Source organism: Streptomyces sp. CNT372 (genome assembly GCF_000377145.1).
In genome coordinates, this window is sequence record NZ_KB897779.1 from 124,361 (window position 1) to 139,879 (window position 15,519).

Here is a 15,519-nt window from a genome sequence, read left to right on the forward strand (position 1 = left end):
GGAGGGGACCCACAGCACCATGCACACAGCGCCACCAAGCCAGGCACACGGCACCACCGGTGACCCACGCCTCAGCTGGAGCAGCGACGACGCGGCACGCCCGCCCGGACTGCGCCACCGCCGCGACGGCATCCTGCCCGCCGTCGCCGCCGCCCTCTCCGTACGGGGCGAGACCCTCACCGGCACCGCCGGCAAAGGAGACCAGCCACCACCCCTCCACCCCCTCGTCCAGGACTTCCTCGACACCCTCACCAGCGGCCAGCGCGAACGCTTCACCGGCCGCTGCCCCGAAGCCATCCTCATCTCCCGGCACCTCACCGCCGCCGAGACCCAGCGCTCCAAACGCGCCCAGCGCAAACCCCTGAGCCAAAGCGAAGCCCGCCGCTCCCTCAAACACGCCAAGCTCACCGCCCGGCACATCCGCGAGGACGGCGACCCCCTCCACGGCAGCTACGCACCCCCCTGCCGCTCCTGCACCGCCCTGCTCGACCACTTCGGCGTACGCGCCGTCGACCCCACCGCGCCCCAGCACGGCTGACCGCCACGGCAGGCCCCCAACGGCCGGCACCACAAGAACGGCTGACACCCACACCGATGCCCGACCATCTGAGCACCACGCGTTTCCCCGTCGCCGTCGACGCCGCCCTGCGCGAAGCCGGCTGGCAACCCGGGCGTTGGGACATAAAGCAGGCCGAGCACTGGGCCGACAGCCTCCGGGCCCACTCCTCCCCCGCCGGCCACCGGCACAGCGTCTTCCCCGCCGTCGTCGAAGCCTGGGCCGAATTCGGCGGCCTCACCCTCACCGCCCCCGGACCCGGGCGCCAGCACGCCCCCGCGCCCGTCCACTTCGACCCTCTCGCCGGCCTCCACCTCGCCCGCACCTTCGGCGACCTCGGCCGCGCCCTCGACACCGAGATCTCCCCCCTCGGCCGCGAAGGCGACCACCAGGCCGTCCTCGCCATGGACACCGAAGGACGCGTCTACAGCCTCGACCACACCGGCGACTGGTACCTCGGCCCCGACATCGACCAGGCCCTCACCACCCTCGTCAACGGCATACAGCCCACGCGCCTCACCGCCGCCGCCGACTGACACCGGCACCGGCACCGGCAACCGCATCGGAACCGACACCGGACAGGCACGGACTGGCACGGACTGGCACGGACTGGCACGGACTGGCACGCACCGGCCGGGGGCAGGACGCCGGGGCCCGGCGCCCCCGGCCCGGGAGACTCAGGCCACCCGCGCACCGTCCCGGTCCGGCAGCACCGCCGACACCCGGAACCCCCCCACCTCCGTCGGCCCCGACACGAACACCCCGCCCAGCGCCGTCACCCGCTCCCGCATCCCCACCAGACCGTTGCCCCCACTCGGCAGCCCCGGACCGCCGCCCACACCCGAAGACCCCGGCGCACCGTTCTCCACCTGCATCGCGACCTCCGCCTCCCGATGCGCCAACCGCACCCGCACCGTCGCCCCCGCCGCATGCTTGTGCACGTTCGTCAACGCCTCCTGCACCACCCGGTACGCCGTCTGCTCCACCTCCGGCGCATAACCCCGCGCATCCCCCTGCACCGCGAAATCCACCACCATCCCCGCCTGCCGCGACTGCCCCACCAGACCCTCGATGTCCGCCAACGACGGACCGTCCTGCGCCGCCGCCGCGGCCGCAGCCGCAGCCGCCGCACCCACCGCCGCCAACGGCACCGGCTTCACCTCCAGGGCCGCCGCACCCTCACCCGCGCGCAGCACCCCCAGCATCTCCCGCAACTCCGTCAACGCCTGCCGGCCCATGTCCCCCACCAGCGCCGCGTTCTTCACCGCCTTCTGCGGATCCTTCAACGCCACCGCCTGCAACGCCGCCGCATGCACCACCATCAACGACACCCGGTGCGCCACCACATCGTGCATCTCCCGCGCGATCCGCGTCCGCTCCTCCTGACGCGCCCACTGCGCCCGCTCCTCCGCCCGGTCCGCCAGCAGCGACAACTCCTGCTCCAGGCTGTCCGCCCGCTCCCGCAGGCTCTCCATCAACCGCCGCCGCGCCCCTATGTACAGACCGAACAGCACCGGCGGCGCCGTCAGCCCGAGCGACAGGAACACGGACGTCAACGGCACGTACCACGCCCCGTAGTCCACCGTCCCGGCCTGCACGTCCTGCCGCACCCGCACGAACGTGACAATGAACGTCGCCGTCAGCGACATCCCCGCCAGCGTCCCCACGATCCGCCGCGGCACCTCCGAGGCCGCCAGCGTGTACAGCCCCACCACGGCCATCAGATAGCCCATCTCGGCCGGCGTCGTCGCCACCGACACCAGCACCACCGCGATCGGCCACCGCCGCCGCAGCACCAGCACCGACCCCACGACCAGACCGAACAGCACCCCCAACGGCACCGGCAGAGCGGCCTGATCCGCGAACCCCACCCCCTGCCCGGCACACTCGGCGGCCGACGCCACCGCCAACCCCACATCCAGCACGGCACTGCGCCGCCGCTCCCACCACAGCCACGCCCGGGCGGTCGAACCCGTGGCGTCCTGCTCTGCCCCCGTTGCGGTCATGCTTCCCAGACTACGGGCGGGCCAACGCCGATTCCGTGGCGTACGGAAGCGCGCGGGTTGCGCACACTGTCCCCGAATGCACCCGAAACACTCGAACTGGTGAATCGATCAGGAATTCGACCCGGACCGCATCATTCCGGGTGAAGATCACCCCATGAAACGCGACACGGGCCTCCGGGCCGACTTCACCGACCTCCGCGACCAGGCCGTCGCCCTCCGCCGCGAGGGCCTCAGCCTCCGCCAGATCCGCGACCGCCTCCACATCCACAACAACGACCTCCTCCACCGCCTCGTCAAAGGCGAGCCCCCGCCGGAATGGACCAAACGCCCCAACGCCAAGGACGACCTCCGCGCCCGCGCCCGCACCCTCCGCCTCGACGGCATGACCTACGACCAGATCCAACTCGAACTCGGCTGCTCCAAGAGCTCCATATCCCTCTGGGTCCGCGACCTCCCGAAACCGCAGCGCCGCTCCCCGGCGGAGCAGGCGCGGCTCGCGAGCCGCAAGCGCTGGGATCACGAGCTTGCGGTCCGGGACCGCGCCCGCCAGGAGACCAAGGAAGCCGCCCGCGCCAAGATCGGCCGGCTGACCGACCGTGAACTGTTCCTGATCGGCGTGGGGCTCTACTGGGCGGAAGGGACGAAGGACAAACCACACGCCCGACGAGAACAGGCGATCTTCGTCAACAGCGACCCCGGCGTGATCACGACGTACCTCGCCTGGCTGGCCCTCCTGGGGGTCGAGCAGGGCCGCATCAAGTACCGCCTCATGATCCACGAGACGGCGGACGTCACCGGCGCGCAGCGGTACTGGGCAGACCTCGTCGGCGCGGAACCGTCCTCATTCGGCAAGACCACGCTCAAGAAGCACAACCCCAGAACCGTCCGCAAGAACGTCGGCGAGGACTACCGGGGTTGCCTCGTGGTCGGCGTCGCGAAGAGCGCCGATCTCTACCGTCGCATCGAGGGGTCCTGGTACGGCATAGTAGGGGCTGCGTCCGAGGGCTTCCCGCCAAAACGGACATAAAGCCCATCCCGGGTCGTCTAAGGGCAAGACGTCAGATTTTGGTTCTGATCATGGGGGTTCGAGTCCTCCCCCGGGAGCCCCATCCTCGGTTCGGGTCCTGACCTCCACGGTCAGGACCCGCACTCGTTTCCCGTTCGAAACCCCCCGGTATCCTTCGGAGGTCACCCCCACCCGAAGCCGAAGGGCACCACCGTGAGCGCCAACCGCCCGGCCGCCGTCGTCGTTCTCGCAGCGGGTGAGGGCACCCGCATGAAGTCGAAGACCCCCAAGGTCCTGCACGAAATCGCCGGCCGTTCGCTGCTCGGGCATGTCGTCGCGGCGGCACGGGAGCTGGCGCCCGAGCAGTTGGTCGTGGTCGTGGGGCATGCGCGCGAGCAGGTCGAGGCACACCTCGGGGAGCACTGGTCGGGCACGCGTACCGCGTTCCAGGCCGAGCAGAACGGCACCGGCCATGCCGTGCGCATGGGCCTGGAGGAGCTGGGCGGGGAGCCGCGCGGCACGGTGATCGTGGTGTGCGGGGACACTCCACTGCTGACCGGCGGGACGCTCGCGGCGCTGGCGGCGACGCACGAGGCGGACGGCAACGCGGTGACGGTCCTGTCGGCCGAGGTGCCGGATGCGACGGGTTACGGGCGGATCGTGCGGGACGCGGCCTCGGGCGCGGTCACGGAGATCGTGGAGCACAAGGACGCCTCGGAGGAGCAGCGGGCGGTCCGGGAGATCAATTCCGGGGTGTTCGCGTTCGACGGCGCCCTGTTGGCGGACGCGCTGAAGAAGGTGCGGACGGACAACAGCCAGGGCGAGGAGTATCTGACGGATGTGCTCGGGATTCTGCGGAGTGCGGGTCACCGGGTGGGTGCGTCGGTGGCGGCGGATCACCGGGAGATCCTGGGGATCAACAACCGGGTGCAGCTGTCCGAGGCTCGGGGTCTGCTGAACGCGCGGTTGCTGGAGCGGGCGATGCTGGCGGGTGTGACGGTGGTGGATCCGTCGTCGGTGCTGGTGGATGTGACGGTGACGTTCGAGCCGGACGCGGTGGTGCATCCGGGGACGCAGTTGCTGGGTGCGACGCATGTGGGTGAGGGCGCGGAGGTGGGTCCGAACACGCGGTTGCGGGACACGGCGGTGGGTGCGGGTGCCCGGGTGGACAACACGGTGGCGGAGTCGGCGGAGGTCGGTGAGGGCGCGTCGGTGGGTCCGTTCGCTTATCTGCGGCCGGGTACGCGGCTGGGTGTGAAGAGCAAGATCGGCACGTATGTCGAGACGAAGAACGCGACGATCGGTGAGGGCACGAAGGTGCCGCATCTGTCGTATGTCGGGGATGCGACGATCGGCGAGTTCACGAACATCGGGGCGGCGAGTGTGTTCGTGAACTACGACGGTGAGGCGAAGCACCACACGACGATCGGCTCACACTGCAAGACGGGGTCGGACAATATGTTTGTGGCTCCTGTCACGGTGGGGGACGGTGCCTACACGGCCGCGGGGTCGGTGATCACGAAGGATGTGCCGGCGGGTTCGCTGGCCGTCGCCCGTGGCCAGCAGCGGAATATCGAGGGCTGGGTGGCTCGTAAGCGGCCGGGAAGTGCTGCCGCGCAGGCCGCGGCGGCGGCGGCGGAGGGTGTCGCCGGGGAGAACTGACCGGAAACGGGTGCGTCGAACTCGGCGTACCGTGATACGTGCACACAAATTCGGCTGGCTCGTGTCAGGACCTTCCTGGGCTCCCTGGGTTGCCGCGGCCAGAGAACACGTCTGAGGAGACAGTGCTGTGACCGGGATCAAGACGACCGGCGAGAAGAAGTTGATGCTCTTCTCCGGCCGCGCCCACCCCGAGCTGGCCGAGGAGGTTGCGCACCAGTTGGGTGTGGGCCTCGTCCCGACGAAGGCTTTCGATTTCGCCAACGGTGAGATCTACGTCCGCTTCCAGGAGTCGGCCCGTGGTGCGGACTGCTTCCTGATGCAGAGCCACACGGCTCCGATCAACAAGTGGATCATGGAGCAGTTGATCATGATCGATGCTCTGAAGCGGGCCTCGGCCCGGAGCATCACCGTGATCATTCCGTCGTACGGCTATGCGCGGCAGGACAAGAAGCACCGTGGGCGTGAGCCGATCTCGGCGCGGCTGATCGCGGATCTGCTGAGGACGGCGGGCGCGGACCGGATCCTCACGGTGGATCTGCACACGGACCAGATCCAGGGCTTCTTCGACGGTCCGGTGGACCATCTGTCGGCGCTGCCGGTGCTGGCGGACTACGTGGGCGCGAAGGTGGACCGGTCGAAGCTGACCATCGTGTCTCCGGACGCGGGCCGGGTGCGGGTGGCGGACCGGTGGTGCGACCGGCTGGACGCGCCGCTGGCGATCGTGCACAAGCGCCGGGACAAGGACGTCGCGAACCAGGTGACGGTCCACGAGGTCGTGGGTGAGGTCAAGGGCCGGGTGTGTGTCCTGGTCGACGACATGATCGACACGGCGGGCACGATCTGCGCCGCGGCGGACGCGCTGTTCGCGAACGGTGCGGAGGATGTGATCGTGACGGCGACGCACGGCATCCTGTCGGGTCCGGCGGCGGACCGGCTGAAGAACTCGAAGGTGAGCGAGTTCGTGCTGACGAACACGCTGCCGACGCCGGGTGAGCTGGAGCTGGACAAGATCAAGGTGCTGTCGATGGCGCCGACGATCGCCCGTGCGGTGCGTGAGGTCTTCGAGGACGGTTCGGTGACGAGCCTCTTCGAGGAGGACGAGTAGCAGCGTGGTTCCGCTCGGCCGGTAGCGGGATTCCGCTCGGCGGACGGCCCCCGGTGATCCATTTGGGCCACCGGGGGCCGCCGCGTAGACTGCGTGAGTTGCTCGGCGAGGGAGGCCGCACTTCTGGTGCGGCGGTCCGTTATCGACGCGCTCTTCGTAGCAGGCCAGTCGTGGCCGGGTGACCGCCACCATTCTGCTTCTGCATATACGAGGAGTGCACATGTCCGAGGTGAAGCTCGCCGCCGAGGTCCGCGCGGAGTTCGGCAAGGGCGCCGCCCGCCGTATCCGCCGTGACAACAAGGTTCCCGGTGTGCTGTACGGCCACGGTTCCGAGCCGGTCCACGTGACCCTGCCGGGCCACGAGCTGCTGCTGGCGCTGCGTACGCCGAACGTTCTGATCTCCCTGGACATCGAGGGCAAGAACGAGCTGGCCATCCCGAAGGCCGTGCAGCGCGACCCGCTGAAGGGCTTCCTGGAGCACGTCGACCTGCTGCTGGTCAAGCGCGGCGAGAAGGTCACGGTCGAGGTTCCGGTGCAGGTCGAGGGCGACCTGGCCCCGGGCAACTACCTGCTGGAGCACGTTCTGAACGCGCTGCCGGTCGAGGCCGAGGCCACCCACATCCCCGAGTCCGTGTCGGTCTCGGTCGAGGGCCTGGAGGCCGGTGCCTCCGTCCTGGCGAAGGACATCGCGCTGCCCAAGGGCACCGCGCTGGCCGTCGAGGAGGACGCGGTCGTCCTCCAGGTTCTGGCCGCGCAGGCCGAGGAGCCGGCTGAGGGCGCCGAGGGCGAGGGTGAGGGCGACGCGGCCGCCGAGGCCTGAGTCGTAAGCTCTGTGTGACCGGGGTGGCGGGCTGCGGCCCGCCACCCCGTCTTTTTCTGTCGGGCCGGTGACGAGGAGACGCGGCGCTGATGTCGGATGTGAACGCCCCCTGGCTGATCGTGGGGCTCGGCAATCCCGGTCCGGGGTATGCGGCGAATCGCCACAACGTGGGGTTCATGGTGGCGGATCTGCTGGCGGGCCGGGTGGGTGGTTCGTTCAAGCGGGCGCAGAAGGCGCAGGCCCAGGTGCTGGAGGGGCGGATCGGTGCGCCGGGGCCGGCGGGCCGGCGGGTGGTGCTGGTGAAGCCGATGTCGTACATGAATCTGTCGGGTGGTCCGGTCACGGCGCTGCGGGACTTCTACAAGGTGCCCACGGCCCAGGTGGTGGCGGTGCACGACGAGTTGGACATCGACTACGGGGTGCTGCGGCTGAAGCTGGGCGGCGGGGACAACGGGCACAACGGTCTGAAGTCGATGACGAAGGCGATGGGTCCGGACTACCACCGGGTGCGGTTCGGGATCGGGCGGCCGCCGGGGCGGATGCAGGTGGCGGACTTCGTGCTGAAGGACTTCTCCTCGACAGAGCGCAAGGAGCTGGACTGGTTCGTGGACCGGGCGGCGGACGCGGTGGAGTGTCTGGTGCTGGACGGTCTGGAGCGGGCGCAGGGGACGTACAACTCCTGAGCTGCGCAGGCCCGGCCGGCGGGTCGGGGCCGGGCGGCGAGTCGGAGCCGGCAGGTCGGGGCCGGTCGGCCGGGGGGCGGGCCCGGGGGCGAGTTGACCGATGGTGGGCCCATGGCCAAGGATCGCGGGCCATGAAGCGGAACTCCTCCGGCCGGTTGATCATTCATGCCCGTAACGCGGTGATGGCCCTGGTGGCGCTGATCCTGCTGGTTGCGGGCTTCTGGACGTCGTGGGGCGACGCGCAGCACATCCTGCTGTCCAAGGGCCGGGAGCACGGCACGCTGACGGTGGAGCGCTGTGCGGACGGGGTGTGCACAGGCCCGTACGCGCCGGTGGCCCCCGCCCCGGACCGGGACGCGGTGACGATCGAGGAGTCGGTCGCGGTGAAGAAGGGCGAGGTGCTGGCGGTGGTGCTGCGGCCGGGGGGCACCGAGGCGCTGCGGACGGGCCCGGCGGGCGGTCTGTACGCGTGGCAGCCGCTGGGGGGTGCGCTGCTGCTGGCGGCGCTGGTGATCGGGGGCGGGCTGCGGCTGGCGCGTCCGGCGTGGATCTCGGCGGGTCTGGGCGGCGCGCTGCTGGTGGGGTCGTTCCTGGCGCTGTGAGCGCAGCCCGCATACGACGGCGCCCCCGTCCGGAGGAGTTCCGGGCGGGGGCGCCGTTGTGTGGGTGCGTGGTGGGTCAGCCGGTGTTGCGGAGGCCGGCGGCGACGCCGTTGACGGTGAGGAGCAGGGCCCGCGCGAGGAGCGGGTCCTGCTCCTCGCCGCGTTCGGCGGCGTCGCGCTGGCGCTTGAGCAGGGCGACCTGGAGGTAGGAGATGGGGTCGAGGTAGGCGTCCCGGATGCCGAAGGTCTGGGCGAGGACGGGGTTGGAGCCGAGGAGCTCGTCGTTGCCGGTGATGTTGAGGATCTCGGCGACGGTGCGGGCGTGTTCGGCCTCGATGGTGTCGAAGACGTGCTTGAGGTGGTCGGGCACGAGGGTGTCGACGTAGTGCCGGGCGATGCGCAGGTCGGTCTTGGCGAGGGTCATCTCGACGTTGGAGACGAAGTTCCGGAAGAAGTGCCAGTGCTCGTACATCTCGGCGAGGACGGTGTCGAGGCCGGCTTCGCGCAGGGCCCCGAGGCCGGAGCCGACGCCGAACCAGCCGGGGACGATCTGCCGGGACTGGGTCCAGCCGAAGACCCACGGGATGGCGCGGAGTCCGTCGAGGCCGGCGCCGGAGTCGGGGCGGCGGGAGGGCCGGGAGCCGAGGTGGAGTTCGGCGAGCTGGTCGACAGGGGTGGCGGCGAAGAAGTACGCGGGCAGGTCCGGGTCGTCGACGAGACGCCGGTAGGCGTCGTGGGCGGCGTCGGAGACGGTGTCCATGGCCGCGTCCCAGCGGGCGAGGGCCTCGTCGGACTGGCGGGGCGCCGTGTGCAGGGCGGAGGCCTGGAGGGTGGCGGCGACGGTCAGTTCGAGGTTCTCGCGGGCGAGGGAGGGGATGAGGTACTTGTCGGAGATGACCTCGCCCTGCTCGGTGACCTTGATCTCGCCCTCCAGGGTGCCCCAGGGCTGGGCGAGGATCGCGTCGTGGGAGGGGCCGCCGCCGCGGCCGACGGTGCCGCCGCGGCCGTGGAAGAGGCGCAGGCGCACGCCGTGCCGGTGGGCGACGTCGCGGAGCCGGCGCTGGGCGCGGTGGATCTCCCACTGGCTGGTGGTGATGCCGCCGAACTTGGAGGAGTCGGAGTAGCCGAGCATGACCTCCTGGACGTCGCCCCGCAGGGAGACGAGCCGCCGGTAGGAGGGGTCGGCGAGCATGCCTTCCAGGATGACGTCGGCGGCCTTGAGCTCGTCGGTGGTCTCCAGCAGGGGGACGATGCCGATCTTGGCCCAGCCGGCGTGGAGGTCGATGAGTCCGGCCTCGCGGGCGAGGACGGCGGCGGCGAACACGTCGTCGGCGCCCTGGCACATGGAGATGATGTAGGACTCGATGACCTCGGGCCCGAAGCGTTCGAAGGCTTCCTTGACGGTGTGGAAGACGCCGAGGGTCTTCTCGCCGGCCGCGTCCAGGGGTGCGGGGGTGGGGGCGAGGGGGCGGCGGGAGCGGAGTTCCTTGGCGAGGAGCTTCTGCCGGTAGTCGCGGGGCATGTCGGCGTAGCGCCAGGACTCCTCGCCGAGCCGGTCGAAGAGCTGGCCGAGGGCGTGGTGGTGGGCGTCGGCGTGTTCGCGGACGTCCATGGTGGCGAGCTGGAGGCCGAAGGCGGAAAGGGTGCGGATGACGCGGTCCATGCGGCCGTCGGCGAAGAGTCCGCCGCGGTGTTCGCGCAGGGAGGTCTGGATGAGGGTGAGGTCCTCGATCAGCTCGGCGGTGCCGAGGTAGTCGCGGCCGTCCTCGTGGGGGGTGCCCTTGGCGAGGCGTTCGCGGGTGTTGAGGAGCTTCTGGCGGATGCAGGTGGCCTTGAGCCGGTAGGGCTCCTCGGCGTTGAGGCGCTTGTAGCGGGGGCTGATCTCCGGCAGGCGCTCCAGGTCGGTCTGGAGGGAGGTGAGGAGTTCCTCGGTGGCGCCGGCGTAGCGGATGGAGTTGGAGAGCAGTCCGCGCAGGTAGTCGATGACCTCGATGGCGTCGGTGATGCCGTGTTCGTGCTGGAGGATGAGCACGTCCCAGGTGACGGACGGGGTCACGTTGGGGTTGCCGTCGCGGTCGCCGCCGATCCAGGTGCCGAAGGTCAGCGGGCGGGTGCCGGGCGGGAGTTCGACGCCGACGCGTTCGAGTTCGGCGGCGAGGTCCTCCAGGACGTCGCCGACGGCTCCGGCGTGGAGCTCGTCGAGGTAGTAGATGGCGTTGCGGGCCTCGTCGGCGGGTTCGGGCCGTACGACGCGGAGTTCGTCGGTCTGCCAGATGAGGTCGATGTGCTCGGCGAGGCGGAGGTCGTGGCGGCGCCGGTCGGCGGCGATGCCGGGGTTCTCCAGGAGTTCGGCGATGCGGCGGAGCTTGTTGAGGACGGAGCGCCGGGCGGCCTCGGTGGGGTGCGCGGTGAAGACGGGGCGCACATTGAGGTTGGCGACGGTCTGGCGCAGGTGCTCGGGGTCGGCGTCCTTGAGCCGGTCGGCGGTGCGGGAGAGCAGTCCGCCCTCGGCAGTGCGGCGTTCGCGCAGTTCGCGTCCGCGGTGGACCTGCTCGGTCACGTTGGCCAGGTGGAAGTAGGTGGAGAAGGCGCGGACGAGCTTGGCCGCGGTCTCCAGGTCGGTGGCGCCCAGCAGCTCGGCCGCGGCGTCGCCGTCCTCGCGGGTGAGGGCTCGGACGCGTTCGACGAGGTCGAGAAGTTCGTGCCCCTCCTGGCGGACCAGGGTCTCGCCGAGGAGATCGCCCAGTCGGCGGATGTCGGCGCGCAGCTCGGCGGAGGCGGTAGGGGTCTTGTCGGCACTGCTCACAGGTGCGGCTCCTTGCAGTGTTTGAGCACGTCTGGAGGGGTTCTGGAGGCTTGCGGACCGCGCTGTCCGACGTCCCCAAGGATAGGTGTCCATTTTCCCGGCGTTGTCCACAGGTCTCTTGCCGTGATGCTGAGCACTGCCATACTTACGTCGCCGTAGGTTACGGTCCCGTAGGCGCGGGATCGTCCGCGTGCCTGTGCGGGCCGCTGTCGCGGCCGCCCCGTCCCCCGTCTCCCCACCCCCAGGGAATCTTTATGACCACTGGTCCCGACCTGCTGGACGATGCCACCTCGGCGCCGCCCGCCACCGTCTCGTCCGCCACTCTCGGTGGGGACAGCAAGCGGTCGATCGAGCAGATCGCGCTGCTGCTGTTCATCACGGTGCCGTTCCTGGCCCTGCTCGCGGCGGTGCCGCTGGCCTGGGGCTGGGGGGTGAGCTGGCTCGATCTGGGGCTGATGGTGGCGATGTACTACATCGGCTGCCACGGCATCACGATCGGTTTCCACCGGTACTTCACGCACGGTTCGTTCAAGGCGAAGCGGCCGCTGCGGATCGCGCTGGCGGTCATGGGGTCGCTGGCGGTGGAGGGTCCGCTGGTGCGCTGGGTGGCGGACCACCGCAAGCACCACAAGTTCTCGGACGCGGAGGGCGACCCGCATTCGCCGTGGCGGTTCGGGGAGACGGTCCCGGCGCTGATGAAGGGCCTGTGGTGGGCGCACATCGGCTGGATGTTCGACGAGGAGCAGACGCCGCAGCAGAAGTACGCGCCCGATCTGATCAAGGACCCGGCGCTGCGCCGGATCTCGCGGCAGTTCGTGCTGTGGACGATCGTGTCGCTGGCGATCCCGCCTCTGGTGGGCGGGCTGGTGACGATGTCCTGGTGGGGCGCGTTCACGGCGTTCTTCTGGGGTTCGCTGGTGCGGGTCGCGCTCCTGCACCATGTGACGTGGTCGATCAACTCGATCTGTCACGCGGTCGGGAAGCGTCCGTTCAAGTCGCGGGACCGGTCGGGGAACGTGTGGTGGCTGGCGGTGCTGTCGTGCGGTGAGTCGTGGCACAACCTGCACCACGCGGATCCGACGAGCGCGCGGCACGGAGTGCTGCGCGGGCAGATCGACTCCAGTGCGCGGCTGATCCGCTGGTTCGAGAAGGCGGGCTGGGCGTACGACGTGCGGTGGCCGCAGCAGGACCGGCTGGACGCCCGGCGTGCGTCCGCCCAGGACAAGAGCCGTGCCGCCGAAGCGGCATGATGGACGTCGTGGCGAGTGACGGCAGCAGCAGTGCGGACAAGACCAGGTCCACCGGCAGGCGGGCCCGCCGGGTACGGATGACGGGCGCCGAGCGCCGGGAGCAGTTGCTCGACATCGGGCGGACCCTGTTCGCGGAGCGGGGGTTCGAGGGCACGTCGGTGGAGGAGATCGCGGCGAAGGCCGGGGTGTCGAAGCCGGTGGTGTACGAGCACTTCGGCGGCAAGGAGGGGCTGTACGCGGTCGTCGTGGACCGGGAGATGCGCCATCTGCTGGACATGGTGACGGGCGCGCTGACGGCGGGGCATCCGCGGGAGCTGCTGGAGCAGGCGGCGTTCGCGCTGCTGGACTACATCGAGACGTACACGGACGGGTTCCGGATCCTGGTGCGGGACTCGCCGGTGGCGCAGTCGACGGGCACGTTCGCGTCGCTGATCAGTGACATCGCCACGCAGGTCGAGGACATCCTGGGGATGGAGTTCAAGAACCGGGGCTTCGATCCGAAGCTGGCGCCGCTGTACGCGCAGGCGCTGGTGGGGATGGTGGCGCTGACGGGTCAGTGGTGGCTGGACGCGCGGCGGCCGAAGAAGGCCGAGGTGGCGGCGCATCTGGTGAATCTGGCCTGGCACGGGCTGGACGGTCTGGAGCAGAAGCCGCGGCTGATAGGCCACCGCAAGAGCTGAGAGCCGGGTGTGTGACGCGTGTGACGGCGCCCCGCAGCGGATCTCCCGCTGCGGGGCGCCGTCGTCGTGTTCCGGGGCGCCGGCGGTTCGCCGGGCCCGGCCCGGTCAGGGGGCCGGGACCGGGGTGCGGCCGGCGGGTCAGGAGACCTTGCGTGCCACGGCGAAGATACGGCGGAAGGGGAACACCGTGCCGTGCGGGCCGGGCGGGTAGGCGGCGCGCAGCAGGTCCCGGTACTCGCCGAGGAACGCCTCGGTGGCCTCGGGGTCGTCGGCGAGTTCGGTGAGGACGGGGCGCAGGGCGGTGCCCTTGACCCAGTCGAGGACGGGGTCCTCGCCGCCGAGGAGCTGGTAGTAGACGGTCTCCCAGGCGTCGGCGTCGCAGCCGAGGTCGGCGAGGCGGACGAGGTAGTCGGCGGGTTCCAGGATGTGGATGTAGCGGCGGCCGTGGGTGCCGAGGCGGTCGCGCCAGCGGGGGGTGTCGCAGAGTTCGCCGAGGAGGGCGTGGCTGGGGGAGGTGAAGTTGCCCGGGACCTGGAAGGCGAGGGTGCCGCCGGGGGTGAGGCCGTCGATCCATGCGGCGAACGACTCGGGGTGGTTCGGGACCCATTGCAGGGCGGCGTTGGAGACGATCAGGTCGTAGGGCTCGTCGGGGGTCCAGTGGGCGGCGTCGGCGGGGCGGAAGTCGAGCCAGCCGCCGCCACCGGTGGCGCCGGCGTGGTCCTTCTCGGCCTGGGCGAGCATGTCCCGGGAGAGGTCGAAGCCGGTGATACGGGCGTCGGGCCAGCGGTCGGCGAGCAGGGCGGTGACGTTGCCGGGGCCGCAGCCGAGGTCGGCGATACGGAGCGGGCGGCTGCCGTTGGGCAGCACGGGTATGCGGGCCAGCATGTCGAGGAAGGGACGGGTTCGGTGTCCGGAGTGGCGCAGGTACTGCTGTGGGTCCCAGACGGGCGCGGAATACATGGTCGATCCCCCTTGCAGGAACGGTGTGCCGAAGCGGAACGGAGCTCCGGCGCGACCCTGCCCAATAGTCCCCCAAAATATATCTCGATATCAAGAGACTTCACGTCGAGGGAACCACTACACTGATCGACATGGAGGACGAGGTCGATCGACTGGTCGCAGCATGGCGCCGTGAGCGCCCCGACCTCGATGTGGAACCGCTGGAGGTGCTCAGCCGCATCTCCCGGCTCGCCCGGCATCTCGACCGCGCCCGGCGGCTCGCGTTCGCCGAGCACCAGCTGGAGCCGTGGGAGTTCGACGTGCTGACCTCGCTGCGGCGGGCAGGCGCACCGTACCAGCTCTCCCCCGGGCAGCTGCTCACCCAGACCCTGGTCACGTCGGGCACGATGACCAACCGCATCGACCGGCTGGCCAAGAAGAACCTGGTCGAGCGGCTGCCGGACCCCAGTGACCGCCGCGGGGTGCTGGTGCGGCTGACCCCTGAGGGGCGCGACCGCGCCGACCAGGCACTGGCCGGGCTGCTCGCCCAGGAGCGGGCGATCCTCTCCGAGCTGTCCCGGGCACAGCGCGCCGAGCTGGCCGCGCTGCTACGCCAGTTGACCGCCCCGTTCGACAACCTCCCCTGACGGCTCGGCCGAGAGATCGGCCGGACCGACCCCCGCCCGGCGGGCCAGGGCGACGGCGGCCAGGGTGGAGTGCACCCCGAGCTTGCCGAGCACGTTCTGCATATGCGTCCGGACGGTGTGCGGTGACAGGAAGAGGCGCTCGGCGACCGCCTTGCGCCCCAGGCCCGCGACCATGCACCGCAGGACCTCCTGCTCGCGCGGGGTCAGCGACTCGACGAGCTGCTCGCTCTCGGTGCGGTGCTTGCGGGCCGCGGTGAGCTCGCGCAGGACGCCGGTGAGCAGGGCGGGCGCCAGATGGGTCTCGTCCCGCAGGACCCCGCGGATCACCGCGAGGAGCCGCTGGAGCGAGCAGTCCTTGGCGACCCAGCCCGAGGCCCCGGCCTGGAGGGCGAGGGCCGCGCGGGCCGCGTCGTCCTTCTCGGCGAGGACCACCGAGCGAACCGGGACGCGGTGCGCCCGCACCCCCGAGACCAGCGAAATCCCGTCCACCACGCCCTCCTCGCCGCCCCGCGCGACGGTGACCGCGCGGGGCGCGGGCACGGCGGGCATGCCGAGGTCCGCGTCGACGAGCATCACGTCGAAGCGGCGGCCCTCCGCTACCGCCCGTTCCAGGCAGCGCAGCGCGGCGGGGCCGCTGCCGGCGGCCGCGACCTCCACGTCGGGCTCCGCGGCGAGCGCCGCGGCCAGCGACTCGGCGAAGATCCGGTGGTCGTCCACGACCAGGACCCGGATTCGAACCACATGCACCCCCAGTGCC

The 15,519-nt window shown here is 70.8% G+C and carries 15 protein-coding genes and 1 tRNA gene; 12 read left to right on the forward strand and 4 right to left on the reverse strand.

Features of this window, described 5'->3' with window-relative positions:
* The first annotated feature begins 19 nt into the window (after positions 1–19).
* Positions 20–538, forward strand: a complete 519-nt coding sequence (locus C593_RS0108480) for a YwqJ-related putative deaminase (protein ID WP_018846869.1) — start codon at positions 20–22, stop codon at positions 536–538.
* Between the two features lie 56 nt (positions 539–594).
* Positions 595–1,092 carry an SUKH-3 domain-containing protein gene (locus tag C593_RS0108485; protein ID WP_018846870.1) on the forward strand — a complete coding sequence of 166 codons (498 nt, stop codon included), beginning with the start codon at positions 595–597 and terminating at the stop codon, positions 1,090–1,092.
* Positions 1,093–1,233: 141 nt separating this feature from the next.
* Here the strand turns inward: C593_RS0108485 and C593_RS0108490 are convergent, their stop codons facing one another.
* Positions 1,234–2,562 (reverse strand): histidine kinase, encoded by a 1,329-nt coding sequence (locus C593_RS0108490; protein ID WP_018846871.1) that lies wholly within the window; start codon positions 2,560–2,562, stop codon positions 1,234–1,236.
* A gap of 154 nt (positions 2,563–2,716) precedes the next feature.
* On the opposite strand from C593_RS0108490, the gene C593_RS0108495 reads away from it, so the two are divergent.
* The 7 genes from C593_RS0108495 (at position 2,717) to C593_RS32930 (ending at position 8,440) form a co-directional block, all read left to right on the forward strand.
* The gene (locus tag C593_RS0108495) at positions 2,717–3,589 is read left to right on the forward strand and encodes a hypothetical protein (protein WP_018846872.1); all 873 of its coding nucleotides are present in this window, start codon (positions 2,717–2,719) and stop codon (positions 3,587–3,589) included.
* Between the two features lie 6 nt (positions 3,590–3,595).
* Positions 3,596–3,666, forward strand: a tRNA-Gln gene (locus tag C593_RS0108500).
* A gap of 115 nt (positions 3,667–3,781) precedes the next feature.
* Positions 3,782–5,230 carry a bifunctional UDP-N-acetylglucosamine diphosphorylase/glucosamine-1-phosphate N-acetyltransferase GlmU gene (gene glmU / locus C593_RS0108505; protein ID WP_018846873.1) on the forward strand — a complete coding sequence of 483 codons (1,449 nt, stop codon included), beginning with the start codon at positions 3,782–3,784 and terminating at the stop codon, positions 5,228–5,230.
* A gap of 127 nt (positions 5,231–5,357) precedes the next feature.
* A complete protein-coding gene (locus C593_RS0108510) occupies positions 5,358–6,335 on the forward strand; it encodes a ribose-phosphate diphosphokinase (RefSeq protein WP_018846874.1) in 978 nt (325 codons plus the stop codon).
* Positions 6,336–6,555: 220 nt separating this feature from the next.
* A complete protein-coding gene (locus C593_RS0108515) occupies positions 6,556–7,155 on the forward strand; it encodes a 50S ribosomal protein L25/general stress protein Ctc (RefSeq protein ID WP_018846875.1) in 600 nt (199 codons plus the stop codon).
* A gap of 89 nt (positions 7,156–7,244) precedes the next feature.
* Positions 7,245–7,838 (forward strand): aminoacyl-tRNA hydrolase, encoded by a 594-nt coding sequence (gene pth, locus C593_RS0108520; RefSeq protein WP_018846876.1) that lies wholly within the window; start codon positions 7,245–7,247, stop codon positions 7,836–7,838.
* Positions 7,839–7,969: 131 nt separating this feature from the next.
* Complete coding sequence (locus C593_RS32930; protein ID WP_018846877.1) at positions 7,970–8,440, forward strand: hypothetical protein; 471 nt, start codon at positions 7,970–7,972, stop codon at positions 8,438–8,440.
* Positions 8,441–8,516: 76 nt separating this feature from the next.
* Here C593_RS32930 and ppc read toward each other — a convergent pair whose 3' ends face one another.
* Positions 8,517–11,246, reverse strand: coding sequence for a phosphoenolpyruvate carboxylase (ppc, locus tag C593_RS0108530; RefSeq protein ID WP_018846878.1), 2,730 nt, complete (start codon positions 11,244–11,246; stop codon positions 8,517–8,519).
* A gap of 254 nt (positions 11,247–11,500) precedes the next feature.
* Here ppc and C593_RS0108535 point away from each other — a divergent pair, with 254 nt between their 5' ends.
* Positions 11,501–12,496 carry a fatty acid desaturase gene (locus tag C593_RS0108535; RefSeq protein ID WP_018846879.1) on the forward strand — a complete coding sequence of 332 codons (996 nt, stop codon included), beginning with the start codon at positions 11,501–11,503 and terminating at the stop codon, positions 12,494–12,496.
* A complete protein-coding gene (locus tag C593_RS0108540) occupies positions 12,496–13,176 on the forward strand; it encodes a TetR/AcrR family transcriptional regulator (protein WP_018846880.1) in 681 nt (226 codons plus the stop codon). The genes C593_RS0108535 and C593_RS0108540 overlap by 1 nt, the downstream gene beginning before the upstream one ends.
* A 138-nt stretch (positions 13,177–13,314) precedes the next feature.
* On the opposite strand, the gene C593_RS0108545 is transcribed toward C593_RS0108540, so the two are convergent.
* Complete coding sequence (locus tag C593_RS0108545) at positions 13,315–14,136, reverse strand: trans-aconitate 2-methyltransferase (protein ID WP_018846881.1); 822 nt, start codon at positions 14,134–14,136, stop codon at positions 13,315–13,317.
* A gap of 131 nt (positions 14,137–14,267) precedes the next feature.
* Between C593_RS0108545 and C593_RS0108550 the strand changes: the two genes are divergently transcribed.
* Positions 14,268–14,762 carry a MarR family transcriptional regulator gene (locus tag C593_RS0108550; RefSeq protein WP_018846882.1) on the forward strand — a complete coding sequence of 165 codons (495 nt, stop codon included), beginning with the start codon at positions 14,268–14,270 and terminating at the stop codon, positions 14,760–14,762.
* On the opposite strand, the gene C593_RS0108555 is transcribed toward C593_RS0108550, so the two are convergent.
* A complete protein-coding gene (locus C593_RS0108555) occupies positions 14,724–15,503 on the reverse strand; it encodes a response regulator transcription factor (RefSeq protein WP_026277491.1) in 780 nt (259 codons plus the stop codon). The two genes, C593_RS0108550 and C593_RS0108555, sit on opposite strands and share 39 nt — an antisense overlap.
* Positions 15,504–15,519 lie beyond the last annotated feature (16 nt).

What these genes read in the sequence shown, in the direction of transcription:
- C593_RS0108480 (WP_018846869.1), top strand. Translation starts at nt 20, where the DNA reads ATGCACACAGCGCCACCAAGCCAGGCACACGGCACCACCGGTGACCCA.
- C593_RS0108485 (WP_018846870.1), top strand. Translation starts at nt 595, where the DNA reads ATGCCCGACCATCTGAGCACCACGCGTTTCCCCGTCGCCGTCGACGCC.
- C593_RS0108490 (WP_018846871.1), bottom strand. Translation starts at nt 2,562, where the DNA reads ATGACCGCAACGGGGGCAGAGCAGGACGCCACGGGTTCGACCGCCCGG.
- C593_RS0108495 (WP_018846872.1), top strand. Translation starts at nt 2,717, where the DNA reads ATGAAACGCGACACGGGCCTCCGGGCCGACTTCACCGACCTCCGCGAC.
- C593_RS0108515 (WP_018846875.1), top strand. Translation starts at nt 6,556, where the DNA reads ATGTCCGAGGTGAAGCTCGCCGCCGAGGTCCGCGCGGAGTTCGGCAAG.
- pth (WP_018846876.1), top strand. Translation starts at nt 7,245, where the DNA reads ATGTCGGATGTGAACGCCCCCTGGCTGATCGTGGGGCTCGGCAATCCC.
- C593_RS32930 (WP_018846877.1), top strand. Translation starts at nt 7,970, where the DNA reads ATGAAGCGGAACTCCTCCGGCCGGTTGATCATTCATGCCCGTAACGCG.
- C593_RS0108535 (WP_018846879.1), top strand. Translation starts at nt 11,501, where the DNA reads ATGACCACTGGTCCCGACCTGCTGGACGATGCCACCTCGGCGCCGCCC.
- C593_RS0108540 (WP_018846880.1), top strand. Translation starts at nt 12,496, where the DNA reads ATGGACGTCGTGGCGAGTGACGGCAGCAGCAGTGCGGACAAGACCAGG.
- C593_RS0108545 (WP_018846881.1), bottom strand. Translation starts at nt 14,136, where the DNA reads ATGTATTCCGCGCCCGTCTGGGACCCACAGCAGTACCTGCGCCACTCC.
- C593_RS0108550 (WP_018846882.1), top strand. Translation starts at nt 14,268, where the DNA reads ATGGAGGACGAGGTCGATCGACTGGTCGCAGCATGGCGCCGTGAGCGC.